Annotated in this window: 11 protein-coding genes; 9 read left to right on the forward strand and 2 right to left on the reverse strand. The window is 70.5% G+C overall.

What is annotated here, in order from left to right; all coding sequences use genetic code 11:
* Position 1: 1 nt before the first annotated feature.
* From HDA41_RS09115 to HDA41_RS09125, 3 genes are all read left to right on the forward strand, one after another.
* Positions 2-472, forward strand: coding sequence for a GNAT family N-acetyltransferase (locus tag HDA41_RS09115; RefSeq protein WP_184982371.1), 471 nt, complete (start codon positions 2-4; stop codon positions 470-472).
* A gap of 90 nt (positions 473-562) precedes the next feature.
* Positions 563-1,570 (forward strand): hypothetical protein, encoded by a 1,008-nt coding sequence (locus HDA41_RS09120; protein WP_184982373.1) that lies wholly within the window; start codon positions 563-565, stop codon positions 1,568-1,570.
* Positions 1,567-2,859 carry a sensor histidine kinase gene (locus HDA41_RS09125; protein WP_184982375.1) on the forward strand — a complete coding sequence of 431 codons (1,293 nt, stop codon included), beginning with the start codon at positions 1,567-1,569 and terminating at the stop codon, positions 2,857-2,859. The genes HDA41_RS09120 and HDA41_RS09125 overlap by 4 nt, the downstream gene beginning before the upstream one ends.
* Here HDA41_RS09125 and HDA41_RS09130 read toward each other — a convergent pair.
* On the reverse strand, positions 2,856-4,064 hold the full coding sequence (locus HDA41_RS09130; RefSeq protein ID WP_184982377.1) for an RNA-guided endonuclease InsQ/TnpB family protein: 1,209 nt from the start codon (positions 4,062-4,064) through the stop codon (positions 2,856-2,858). The two genes, HDA41_RS09125 and HDA41_RS09130, sit on opposite strands and share 4 nt — an antisense overlap.
* A 172-nt stretch (positions 4,065-4,236) precedes the next feature.
* On the opposite strand from HDA41_RS09130, the gene HDA41_RS09135 reads away from it, so the two are divergent.
* Together HDA41_RS09135 and HDA41_RS09140 are read left to right on the forward strand one after the other, a co-directional pair.
* Positions 4,237-4,899 (forward strand): response regulator transcription factor, encoded by a 663-nt coding sequence (locus tag HDA41_RS09135; protein ID WP_184982379.1) that lies wholly within the window; start codon positions 4,237-4,239, stop codon positions 4,897-4,899.
* Between the two features lie 53 nt (positions 4,900-4,952).
* Positions 4,953-6,410: a peptidoglycan D,D-transpeptidase FtsI family protein gene (locus HDA41_RS09140; RefSeq protein ID WP_184982380.1), complete on the forward strand. Its 1,458-nt coding sequence runs from the start codon at positions 4,953-4,955 to the stop codon at positions 6,408-6,410.
* Between the two features lie 74 nt (positions 6,411-6,484).
* On the opposite strand, the gene HDA41_RS09145 is transcribed toward HDA41_RS09140, so the two are convergent.
* A complete protein-coding gene (locus HDA41_RS09145; protein WP_184982381.1) occupies positions 6,485-7,942 on the reverse strand; it encodes an NCS2 family permease in 1,458 nt (485 codons plus the stop codon).
* Between the two features lie 270 nt (positions 7,943-8,212).
* Here HDA41_RS09145 and HDA41_RS09150 point away from each other — a divergent pair, with 270 nt between their 5' ends.
* The 4 genes from HDA41_RS09150 to HDA41_RS09165 all read left to right on the forward strand — a co-directional run bounded on the left by HDA41_RS09150 (position 8,213) and on the right by HDA41_RS09165 (position 12,565).
* Complete coding sequence (locus HDA41_RS09150) at positions 8,213-8,818, forward strand: SigE family RNA polymerase sigma factor (protein WP_184982382.1); 606 nt, start codon at positions 8,213-8,215, stop codon at positions 8,816-8,818.
* Positions 8,815-9,666, forward strand: a complete 852-nt coding sequence (locus HDA41_RS09155; protein WP_184982383.1) for a hypothetical protein — start codon at positions 8,815-8,817, stop codon at positions 9,664-9,666. Before HDA41_RS09150 ends, HDA41_RS09155 begins: the two co-directional genes overlap by 4 nt.
* Before the next feature lie 84 nt (positions 9,667-9,750).
* Complete coding sequence (locus tag HDA41_RS09160; RefSeq protein WP_184982384.1) at positions 9,751-10,584, forward strand: pectate lyase; 834 nt, start codon at positions 9,751-9,753, stop codon at positions 10,582-10,584.
* Between the two features lie 508 nt (positions 10,585-11,092).
* A complete protein-coding gene (locus tag HDA41_RS09165; RefSeq protein ID WP_311772201.1) occupies positions 11,093-12,565 on the forward strand; it encodes an NF041680 family putative transposase in 1,473 nt (490 codons plus the stop codon).
* The last annotated feature ends 68 nt before the right edge of the window (positions 12,566-12,633 follow it).

Consider the following 12,633-nt stretch of genomic DNA (forward strand, 5'->3'; position numbering starts at 1 on the left):
CATGAACGTCGAGCTGCGCCAGGTCCACGACAGCGATCTGCCGGTCTTCTTCCGGCAGATGAACGACCCCGAGGCTCTCCACATGGCGGCCTTCACTCCCGGGGAACCGGCCGACCGGGACGCCTTCGACGCCCACTGGAGCCGCATCCGGTCCTCCGACGCCGTGGTCCGCACGGTGCTGGCCGACGGCGACGTGATCGGCAGCGCGGCGGTGTACGGGGAGCCGGGCGAACGCGAGGTGACGTACTGGGTCGACCGCGCGTACTGGGGGAAGGGCATCGCCACGGCGGCCCTGCGGGCGCTGTTGACGGAGGTGCCCGAGCGGCCCTTGTACGCCCGGGCGGCGTCGGACAACGCGGGCTCACTGCGCGTCCTGGAGAAGTGCGGCTTCCGTGCCGTCGCCACGGCCAGCGGGTTCGCCAACGCGCGGGGCGCCGAGATCGCGGAGACGGTCCTGATCCTGGAGGGATGAGCGGCAGCCCCCGCCTCTCCCCCGTCCGGCGGAGGCGGATCGTCGTCGTGCAGGAGGTGCCGTCGGGCTTCCTCGCGGGAGCCTGAGCGCATGACGCAGTCATGCGCTACCGCAGCCGTCGCCGGCCCCGCCGTCCGTCTCAGCGCGCCCCGGCGGATCCTCCGTGCCGTCGCCGTCCTCTCCTGTGTGCCGTACCTCGGGCTCAAGGCAGCCTGGATCGCCGGGAGTCACGTCGGCATCCCCGAGGGCAGCGGCCTGCTCGACGACCGGGTGGGCATGGCCGTGATCAACGGTGTGTCCGTGCTGGTGGACAGCGCGGTGATCGTGCTGGCGCTGGTGCTGACCCGGCCGTGGGGGCTCAGGGTGCCCGCGTGGCTGCCGGCGTTTCCCATGTGGGTCGCCACCGGGCTGCTCGCGCCGATCATGGCCGGGTTCCCGGCACAGCTGGTCGTGAGGGCGTTCGGAGGCGGTTCCGCATCGGACCAGGGCCACGAGCCCTTCCTCCACGAGTGGGTGTTCACCGTCGTGTACTCGGGGTTCATCCTCCAAGGGCTCGCCCTCGGCGGCCTGTTCGTGCTCTACGCCCGCGACCGCTGGGGGTATCTGTGGCGGGGCCGGGTCCGGGAACTGCCCGTCGGTGTCGTCGGGCCGGCGCACCGGGCCCTCGCCGCCGTGGCCGCCGTGCTCGCCCTGCTGCCCCTCACCCTCCACGTGCTCTGGGCCTGCGGTGTCACCGCCGGACTCAGCGAGGGCCGGGCGGCGGACCGGGGCGGTGACCTCCACGTCCTGGAAGCCGTCTACGCGGTGTTCCTCGTCGCGGCCGTCGCTGGCGGCTTCCTGCTGGCCTTCCGGCGCGGCCGGGCGCTGCCCGTGGCGGTGCCGCTCGGTTTGGCCTGGGTCGGCTCGGGCGCCGCGGCCTGCTGGGGCGGCTGGCTGACGCTCGCCTCCCTCGGCGGCGTCGAGGACATCGCCGACCGTCCCACGCCGCTGATGTACCTCGCCTACGCTGGGCAGATGCTTGTCGGCTTCCTCCTCGCCGCCATCGGCGTCCACTACTTCGCCGAGCGCTCGGCCCGGGCCGCACGGCGGGCCGCGTGAGACAGGCCGCCCGGTCCCTGTTCGGCCGGCGGGCCCGGCTGCGCTGGGTGCATCTGATCCTCGGCGGCGCGCTCGCCATGCCGTACGTCCTGGTCGGCTCGGTGATCATCGGTCCGGCCGCCGGCAGCACGAACGTCTTCGCATCCTTTCCGCTCCAGCTCGCCTCCTTCGGCGTGGGGCTGCCGCTCGCCGCCGTCACGTCCCTGTTCCCGCTGACCCGGCCGCTGGAGGCCGCCGCCGTGCGCTGGCTGTGCGGTGTCGACGCGGACCGGCTCGCCTTCGGACCGGCCCGGACGCGGGGCGAGAAGGGCCGTACGGCGGGGTGGTTCACGCTGCACCTCGGGTTCGGCGGGATCATCGCCGGGATGTCGCTGGCCGTGCCGCCGTTCGCCACCATGCTGATCCTGCTGCCGGTCTTCGCGGGACTGGGCGACACCGGGCTCGGGCTGCCCGAAGTCTTCGACCACGCCTGGGCGTTGGGGCTCGCTCCGGTCGCGGGCGCGGCGATGCTCGTCGCCCTCGCCGGCTGCGCGGCCGGCAGCGGTGTGCTGCTGGCCCGCTGGGCGCCCGCGCTGCTCGGTCCGTCTCCCGAGGGCCGGCTCGCGGCCGCCGAGGCACGCGCCGCCGACCTGGCCGTACGCAACCGGCTGGCGCGGGAGCTGCACGACTCCGTGGGCCACGCGCTGAGCGCCGTCACCCTCCAGGCGAGCGCGGCGCGGCGCGTCCTCGACTCCGACCCGGAGTTCGTCCGCGAGGCCCTCGCCGCGATCGAGGACACGACCCGGCGCACCGTCGGCGAACTCGACGCCGTGCTGGGCGTGTTGCGTGAGGGCGACGCCCCCGGCACGGCCCCGGCGCCGACCCTCGCGGCCGACCTCGACGGGCTGCTGTCCCGGACCCGTGCGGGCGGGGCCCGCGTGTCCGCCACGGTCGACGCCGACCCCGAGGCCATGGCCCCGCTGCTGTCCCGTGAGGCCTACCGCATCGTGCAGGAAGGGCTGAGCAACGCCCTCAAGCACGCCGGTGAGCGGGTCGCCGTGGACGTGCGGATCGCGGAGGCGGACGGGCATCTGGAGATCACCGTGGAGAATCCGGTGACCCGGCCCGCGACGGCCAACGGCCCCGCGCCCTCCCGCCCCGGCGGCGGCCACGGGCTGCGCGGCATCGCGGACCGGGTCAGGCTGCTGGGCGGGATTGTGACGGCCGGGCCGGCCGCCGGATCGTCCGGACCGGCCCGGGAGACCTGGCGGCTGCACGTACGTCTGCCGTTGACTTCCTCCCCCGCCTAAAGGCGGGGGATTCCAGCGGTCGCCCGCTGGGTTTCCTGCTTCACCGACGACCGCCCCGTCCGGGAGGACTCCCGTTGAGGTCTTACACCGTCTCCACAGGCAGACGCCGCCAGCCCGGCGGCCAGGATGTTGCGTGCCGCGTTCACGTCGCGGTCATGTACGGTGCCGCATTCGCACGTCCACTCGCGGACGTTCAGCGGCATCTTCGCCGCGACCGTGCCGCAGGTCCCGCACAGCTTCGAGCTGGGGAACCAGCGGTCGATCACCACGAGTTCGCGCCCGTACCAGGCGCACTTGTACTCCAGCATCATGCGGAGGTCCGTCCATGCCGCGTCCGAGATGGCGCGCGCGAGGCGCCCGTTCTTCAGCAGGTTACGGACGGTGAGGTCCTCGATCACGACCGTTTGGTTCTCACGGACGAGTCGAGTCGACAGCTTGTGGAGGAAGTCGCGGCGCCGGTCGGCGATCCGCGCGTGGACCTTGGCGACCTTACGCCGGGCCTTCTCCCGGTTCGCCGACCCCTTCGCCTTGCGGGACAACTCCCGCTGCGCCTTGGCAAGGCGGGCACGGTCGCGGCGTTCATGCTTGGGGTTGGCTACCTTTTCCCCGGTGGACAGGGTCACGAGGGAGGTGATACCGGCGTCCAGGCCGATAGCCGCGTCGGTTGCGGGGGCCGGGCTGATGGTGTCCTCGCACAGCAGGGACACGAACCAACGGTCCGCGCTGTCGCGGGACACGGTCACCGTGGTCGGCTCCGCGCCCTCGGGCAGCGGACGCGACCAGCGTATGTCCAAGGGCCCCGCCATCTTCGCGAGCGTGAGCTGTCCGTCGCGCCACTTGAAGGCGCTGCGGGTGTACTCGGCCGACGCCCGGGACTTCTTCCGCGACTTGTAGCGCGGGTACTTTGCGCGCTTGGCGAAGAAGTTCCCGAATGCCGTCTGAAGGTGGCGCAGCGCCTGTTGGAGCGGGACCGACGATACCTCCGTCAGGAAGGCGAGTTCCCCGGTCTTCTTCCACTCCGTGAGCGCGGCGGACGACTGCACGTAGGAGACGCGGCGCTGCTCGCCGTACCAGGCCCGTGTGCGCCCCTCCAGCGCCTTGTTGTACACGAGGCGGACGCAGCCGAACGTGCGCGACAGCTCAGCTGCCTGCTCGTCCGTAGGGTAAAAGCGGTACTTGAACGCCCGCTTGACCTGCTGCGTCATGCCTCACATTCTATCAGCTTCCGGGTAAGCGACGGCTGTCGGCCGGTGGCCGCAGACGCCGAATCGCCCCGGAGGCGCTTCGCCTTTCCCCGCCCTGCTCCGCAGGAGATTCGTTTCCTCCCCGGCCTGAAGGCCGGGGTATCCACGAAGGAGTCACGATGAAAGGACCCGCATGACCCGCCCGACGCCGATCCGAGTCGTCCTCGCCGACGACGAGCGCATGGTCCGCACCGCGCTGCGCGCCATCCTCTCCGCCGAGCCGGACCTGGAGGTGGTGGGCGAGGCGGCCACCGGCGCCGAGGCCGTGTCGGTCGTCCGGGACCTGCGGCCGGACGTCGTCCTCATGGACGTCCGCATGCCGGAGACCGACGGCATCCGCGCCACCGAGCAGATCCTCGCCACCCTGGACGAGCCGCCCCGGATCGTCGTCGTGACGACCTTCGAGAACGACTCCTACGTGTACGACGCGCTGCGCGCCGGAGCCGCCGGGTTCCTGCTGAAGCGGGCGGACGCCGACGCGCTCGTGCAGGCGGTCCGGCTGGTGGCGCGCAGCGACAGCCTGCTGTTCCCGGCGGCCGTCCGCACCCTCGCGACCGAGCGCGCCCGCGCGCACCCGGCGCCGCCCGCGTGGGTGGCGAAGCTCACGGGACGCGAGCGGGAGGTACTGCGGCACATGGCGGAGGGGCTGACCAACGCGGAGATCGCCCGCCGGATGGAGGTCGGCCCCGCCACGGTGAAGTCGCACGTGGCGGCGGTGCTGGCCAAGACGGGCACCCGGGACCGTACGCAGGCGGTCATCGCGGCCTATGAGGCGGGTTTCCTGAACGTCGGATGAGAAACAGGACGGGCGGGAACGATCCGCCCGGCATTGTTCGTCCTCAGTTCGGGATGAACAAGACGATCAGGCGCGCATCGGTCTTCGCGCTGCTGCTGGTGTTCGCTCTGCTGGTCAGGGCGACCTGGGTGCAGTTCTACGAGGGCCAGGCGCTCGCAGACGACAAGGACAACCGGCGGAACGCGATTCTGACGTACTCGGCGCCGCTCGGGAACATCATCGTGGGCGGCCGGTCGGTCACCGGCTCGGCCCCGACGACGACCGGCGACCTCAAGTACAAGCGCACATACACGGACGGCGAGCTGTACGCGGCGGTGACGGGCTACGCGTCGCAGGCGTACGCGCCGACCCAACTGGAGGGCATCTACACCGACCTGCTCAACGGCACGGACAGCCGGCTGAAGTCCGTGATGGACACCCTCACCAACCAGCGGGCCGACCCGGGCAACGTGGTCACGACGATCGACCCGGACGTGCAGAAGGCGGCGTTCGACGCGCTCGGCGACAAGAAGGGCGGGGCCGTCGCCATCGACCCGAAGACCGGGAAGATCCTCGCGGTCGTGTCGTCCCCGTCGTACGACCCCTCGTCGCTGACCGACGCCAACACGGCTGGGACGGCCTGGCAGAAGCTCACGGCGGACCCGGAGAAGCCGCTGGTCAACCGTGCGCTGCGGCAGCCGCTGCCGCCCGGCTCGACGTTCAAGCTGGTCGTGGCGGCGGCCGCGCTGGAGGACGGTCTGTACTCGTCGGTGGACGAGAAGACGGCCAGCCCCGACCCGTACACGCTGCCGGGCACCACGCGGGAGCTGACGAACGAGAACCCGAACGCGCCCTGCACGAACGCCACGATCCGTACGGCGCTGGAGTACTCGTGCAACAACGTCTTCGCCAAGATGGCCGTCCAGCTGGGCCAGGACAAGGTGAAGGCGATGGCCGAGAAGTTCGGCTTCAACGACGACAAGCTGGACGTGCCGGTGCGGGCCTACACGAGCGTGTACCCGTCCGACATGTACCCGTCGCAGACGGCCCTGACGGGCATCGGCCAGTTCGACGTCACGGCGACGCCGCTCCAGATGGCCATGGTGTCGGCGGCCATAGCCAACGGCGGCAAGCTGGTTTCGCCCCATATGGTTTCGCAGATCACCAACAGCGGTGGTGACGTGTTGCAGGACTACGACGACGAGGCGGGCTCGAAGGAGATCGTCAGCTCCTCGACCGCCGAGCAGCTGCAGTCGGCGATGCAGACGGTCGTGGACCAGGGCACGGGCACGAACGCCCAGGTCCCGGGCGCGACCGTGGGCGGCAAGACGGGCACGGCCCAGCACGGCGAGAACAACAGCCAGGTGCCGTACGCCTGGTTCACCTCGTACGGGAAGTCCGACTCGTCGGGCAGGGAGGTTGCCGTGGCGGTCGTCGTCGAGCAGTCGAACGCGGCCCGCTCGGAGGTCAGCGGCAACGGCCTGGCGGCGCCGGTCGCCAAGGCGATGATGGAAGCAGCGCTCAAGGACTGAACCCCGGCTGCCGACAAGCCGTCTGTAGAGACGAGACGGGCCGCCCCCCTCCCCCCGGGGGCGGCCCGTCATCGTTACTTCGCTCCCAGGAACTGCTCGATCGGGTCGATCGCGAAGTACACGAGGAACAGCACCGAGGTCCCCCACAGCAGCCAGTGGACCTCCTTGGCCTTGCCGAGCACGGTCTTGATGACGACGTAGGCGAGGAAGCCGGCGCCGATGCCGTTGGTGATGGAGTAGGTGAACGGCATCACGGCGATGGTGAGGAAGGCGGGGATGGCGATGTCGTACCGGTCCCAGTCGATGTGCTTGACCTGGGTCATCATCAGGAAGCCGACGGCGACCAGGGCGGGGGCGGCCGCCTGGAGCGGGACGATGGTGAGCAGCGGGGTCAGGAACAGCGCGAGGCCGAACAGGCCGCCGGTGACGAGGTTGGAGAAGCCGGTGCGCGAGCCCTCGCCGACGCCGGCCGCGGACTCGATGTAGGAGGTCGCCGAGGAGGCCGAGGCCGCGCCGCCCGCGACCGCCGCGGCACCGTCGATCAGCAGCACCCGGCCGAGGTTGGGGACCTTGCCCTCCTCGTCGAGCAGACCCGCCTCGGCGCTGATGCCGACGACCGTGCCCATGGTGTCGAAGAAGTCCGACAGGATCAGGGTGAAGACCAGCAGCACGACGGTGATGACGCCGACACCGGGGGCGCTGAAGGCGCCGAACAGGTCGAAGTCGCCGATGAGTCCGAAGTCGGGGGCGTCGACGAGCTTGTCGGGCCAGGACGGCGTGGTCAGGCCCCAGCTCTTGATGTCGGCAGTGGAGTTGATCACTATCGCCAGTGCCGTCATGGTGACGATGCTGATCAGGATGGCGCCCTTGACCTTGCGGGCGAGCAGGCCGATCGTCAGCAGGACGCCGAGGCAGAAGACGAGCATGGGCCAGCCGGTGAGGGTTCCGGTGCCGCCCAGCTGAACGGGCACGGTGGTGTTCGCGGCGTCGGGGATGCGGCTGACGAACCCCGCGTCGACGAAGCCGATGAAGGCGATGAACAGGCCGATGCCGACGCTGATCGCCTGCTTGAGCGGCTGGGGTATGGCGTGCATGACGGCCTCGCGCAGACCGGTCACCACCAGCACGCAGATCAGCAGGCCTTCGAGGACGATCAGGCCCATCGCGTCGTCCCAGCTCATCAGCGGGGCGATCTGGAAGGCCACGACGGCGTTCAGGCCGAGCCCGGCGGCGAGCGCGAGGGGCAGATTGCCGCCCACGCCCATGATGATCGTCATGACCGCGGCCACCAGGGCGGTGGCGGTGGTGAGCTGGACGGCGTCCAACTGGTGCCCGAACTTGTCCTTCGCGCTGCCCAGGATGATGGGATTCAGGACAAGGATGTAGGCCATCGTGAAGAACGTGGCGAAGCCGCCGCGGATCTCACGGCCGAAGGTGGACCCCCGCGCGGAGATCTTGAAGAACCGGTCGACGCTGTTCACCGCGGGTGGTGCGGCGTCGGGCCGGTCGGCCACCTTCTGCGATTCGGACATGGCTGGTGCTCCTCGGTGCCTGGGTGATCGGTGTGCGGATGCTGGCTGGATTGTTCCTGCGTTGAACCACGTTCAGGTTTTCTTCGTGTTACGGAATCAGAGTCCGGCCTGCCATACGCCGTTCGAAGCTCCGTACGAACCATCCTGAGAACGCTGCTACGCTTCCCGATCTCGTCCGGACCTCCCCCGGATGATCACATGTCATCTGCATGACATTCACAGGCACCCCCGGCCGGGAGTGTCCGAAGCCGCTGCGAGGAGAGGTCGCCCGTGGGCACAGTCGTCGACGACGCCGCCTCCGTGGAGTTCCACGCCTTCTTCGAGCGTCACTACGCAGAACTGTCCCGTCTGGCCTACCTGCTGACGGGCGAGTCGGACACCGCCGACGACCTGGCGGCGGACGCGTTGCTGGCGCTGTGGCACCGCTGGGACCGAGTACGCGCGGCCGACCATCCGGCTGCGTACGCGCGCGGTGTGGTCGCCAACCTGGCCCGCAGCCGGATCCGCAGCGCCGTGCGGGAGCGGCGGCGCATCGCCCTGTTCTGGTCGCAGCGCGAGGAGAACACCGAGAACCCGGACGTCGCGGGCGTGGTCGACGTCCAGGAGGCGTTGCGCAGGCTGCCGTTTCGCAAGCGGGCCTGTGTGGTGCTGCGGCACGCGTTCGACCTCTCGGAGAAGGACACCGCGCTCGCCCTCGGCGTCTCGGTGGGTACGGTGAAGAGCCAGACCTCCAAGGGAATGGCCGAACTCCAGCGGTTGCTGGGCACACAGGGCGTACCGCAGCGGATGCACGCGACGGTGGGCGCTCCCCGTTGTTCGCCGGTCGTGGAAAGCTTGCGGGCGCGCACCGGTGAGGGCGGAGGAAGGGACCGATGACCATGCGGCGGGACGTGCACGAGGAGCTGCGCGCCCGGCTGCACGAGGCGGCCGGGACGCACGAGCCCGAGCGGGAGCGCATCCTGGCCCGGGTCGAGCGCGGTATGGCCGGTCCGGCCGGCTCCGGGCACCGGGCGACGCGTCCGCCCGTGTTCGGGTGGATGCGGGTGGCCGGTGCGACGGCTGCGGTGGCGGGTGTGCTGGCGGTGGGCGGTTACGCGGTCGCGTCCGCGGTGAAGGAGGAGACCTCCCCGCAGCAGCAGGACGTGGCGACGTCTCCCACGCTCACGCCCACGCCGTCGCCGGAGGCGACGAGCCGGCCCCCCGCGCCGCCGTTGGATCCCACACCGTCCGCCCCGCCGGAGCACCGCGAGTCCGCTCCACCGCCCTCGCGGACGCCGAGCACCTCCGTCACCGGGCGGCCGCCCGCCGCCACCGAGGACGGGCCGCTGTGGTCGGACGGCTCGGTCGACCCGCACAGCAACGACTTCTGGGCGCAGAGCAACATCACGATCAAGACGCGCGAGGAACTGACCGCGCTGACCGTGAGGTTGAGCGTCGCTCAGACCGGCGGGGTCTCCGACGCGGGCGCGTGGCGGTCGCTGCCCGAGCAGGACTTCACGCTCACGGTCGGCGAGCGGGACGGCTTCCTCGTCTACACCTGGACCCTGAAGGAGGGCCGCAAGGTCCCGGCGGGCGAATGGGTGTTCGCGGGGCAGTTCGACCACGAGCGCGGCGGCCGTGACGCCGGCGCCGACCGTTACGCGGTGACGGCCGCCGCCGGTTCGGAGCGGCTGTCCGTGGGTGGCGGTTTCGCGGCCGTGGACGACGCCGAAGACGACTCGTGAAAAATTCCTGAAGGCACGGCAACCCTTCCTTCACCGGTGGCGACCACCAGGCGCAAGAGTCACCACCCATTGAGGAATCGGTACATGAGTGCACCAGCAGAACAGCGCGTCCGCCATCGCCGCCGGGTCACCAAGCGGCGTGCGGTGATCGCCGGGTTATCCGCGTTCGGCATCACGGGAGCGGCGATCGTCACCACGTCGATGCTGTCCACCGCGGGCGCCGCATCCTCCTGGCCCACGGACAAGGGCAAGACGCCCGTGTCGGCGACCATTCCGGTCTCCGGTGTCCGCGACGGCGGGATGAAGATGTTCTACGGCTCCGGCGCGCTCGGCGGCGACAGCCAGGACGAGGGCCAGGCCCCCCTCTTCGAGCTGGCCGACGGAGCGGTGCTGAAGAACGTCATCATCGGCACCCCGGCCGCGGACGGTGTGCACTGCAAGGGCAGCTGCACGCTCCAGAACGTGTGGTGGACGGACGTCGGCGAGGACGCGGCCAGCTTCAAGGGCAAGTCGTCGTCGGCCGTCTACAAGGTGATCGGCGGCGGCGCGAAGAACGCCGACGACAAGGTGCTCCAGTTCAACGGCGCCGGCACGCTGAACGTGTCGGGCTTCCAGGTGCAGAACGCCGGGAAGCTGGTGCGCTCCTGCGGCAACTGCAAGACGCAGTACAAGCGCACGGTCGTGCTGAGCGACATCGACGTCACGGCGCCGATGAACTCGATCGTCGGCGTGAACGCCAACTACGGCGACACGGCCACGCTGTCGAAGATCCGCATCCACGGCGACAGCAAGAAGAAGATCAAGACGTGTGTGCGCTTCGAGGGCAACAACACCGGCAAGGAGCCCAAGGAGCTGACCCCGGCCGGCCCGGACGGCAAGACCTGCAAGTTCAAGGCCTCGGACATCAGCTACCAGTGATGCCGCAGCACGTGTGAGCTCCGGCCGGCCCGAATCCCCCTTGGGCCGGCCGGATGCCGGAGGTCCGGGCCCCCAGCCGGGCCACCCGGCACCCCGACCCTCCGGAGCCCCCCTCCGGACGGTCGAACAGCCCTGGCCGAGCCCCCCTCGGCCGGTCGGCAGGGCGCCCCCGCCGGTTCGCACCGGCGGGGGCGTCGTCGTGTCCGCAGGTCCCGGGTGGGGTGCCCTAGTGGGTGTCCGTAAAATCCCGTCGTCCGCCCAGAGGGCGGGCCCTGCGGCGTCCGGTGCGTGCTCTGGGGGTACCCCCTGCTCGAAGAGCTTGGGGGAGCGTGCCGGGCGTCGCAGGGCAGGCGGGACTTTGCGGACACGCCCTTAGCTTGTCATTTATGGTCCGATGTCGAACGCGGCTCGAACTTGGTCGGCGTTTTCGCAGTCCAGCGGACGTGAAGGCGGCCTCCGTCTGATCCTGTGCTCCGTCACAGAGTGGATCAGCGCGAAGGCCGTGGTCGTGAGTTTGGTGCATCAAGGCGTCCTGCGGGATGCGTTCGCGGAGTCACACTTCCGGTCGGAGCTGTACGCGTGTCTGACCGCGCGGGGCGACGCGTTGTTCGAGTTGTGCGACGCGTTGTTGTGCACGGACGGGCCGGTGCAGACGCGCGTTGATCTCGCGCTCGCGCCTGAACACCGTCGTGGTCACGGGGCTCTGTACGGCGGGCTGAACCAGGGGCGGATCGATGTCGCAAGGTTGCGTCGTGCCCTGGGCGGGGTGCCGTTGCCGAGGGCGGCGGATGGTCGGCTGGTGCTGGCTGTGGATGTCTCGCCGTGGCTGCGGCCGGACGCCAACACATGTGCTGACCGGTCCTTTTGCCACACGTTCGGCCGGGGCGAGGGCAAGCATCAGATGGTCCCGGGCTGGCCATACTCGGTGGTGGCCGCGCTGGAGACCGGCCGCACGTCCTGGACGGCGGTGCTGGACGCGGTCCGCCTGGAGCCCGGCGCCGACGTCGCAGCGGTGACGGCAGCCCAGCTCCGCGAGGTCGTCGAGCGGCTCGTCGCCGCCGGTCAGTGGAAGCCGGGCGGCCTGGAGGTCCTGGTGGTGCTGGACGCCGGATATGACGCACCCCGCATCGCCCACCTGCTGGCGGGGTTGCCCGTTGAGATCGTCGGGCGGCTCCGTTCGGACCGCGTGATGCGGCGGCCGACACCGCCACGGGTCTACGACCCCAAGGGCGGCCGGCCGCCCAAGCACGGTGGCGAGTTCGTCTTCGGCGACCCACCTACCTGGGGCGCCGAGCAGGCCGTGACCGTCACCGACACCCGCCTCTACGGCAAAGCGACGGCGCAGGCGTGGGACCGGCTACACCCGCGGCTGACCCGGAGGGCGGCCTGGATTGATCACGACGGACCGCTGCCCATCATCGAGGGAACCGTCATCCGTCTGACCGTGGAGAAGCTGCCCAGCGGCGGGGTGAACGAGCCAGTATGGCTGTGGTGGTCGGGCACCGCCGCCACCAAGGCCGATGTCGACCGCTGCTGGCAGTCCTTCCTCCGCCGCTTCGACCTGGAGCACACTTTCCGCCTGTTCAAGCAGACACTCGGGTGGACCAAGCCCCGACTTTGCAGCTCGGAGGCTGCCGACCGGTGGACGTGGCTGGTGATTGCCGCCTATGCCGAGCTCCGGCTCGCGCGGCCGCTGGCCGCCGATCTCCGGCGCCCGTGGGAGAAACCGGCTCCGCCGAACAGGCTCACGCCCGCCCGGGTCCGCAGGGGGTTCAGGAACCTGTGCACGGAGACCGGCTCCCCGGACAGTGCACCGAAACCGTCTCGTCCTGGGCCTGGCCGGCCGCCGGGTTCCCAGAACCGCCACCCGGCCACCCGCCATGGCGTGGGCAGAGTCCTTGCCACCGGCGAGGCGTACAGCCGCCCCGCCCACCACAAGAAGGGCACCAGACCCCGGCGCACCAAGGAGCGGCAAACTTGACGGTCTGGGCCATGTGCAGCGGGCACGAGGCCGAAGGAGTTCACGGGGTACGTCGGTGGATCTCAGCT

Origin of the sequence: Streptomyces caelestis (assembly GCF_014205255.1) — a bacterium.
Classification (GTDB): Bacteria; Actinomycetota; Actinomycetes; order Streptomycetales; family Streptomycetaceae; genus Streptomyces; species Streptomyces caelestis.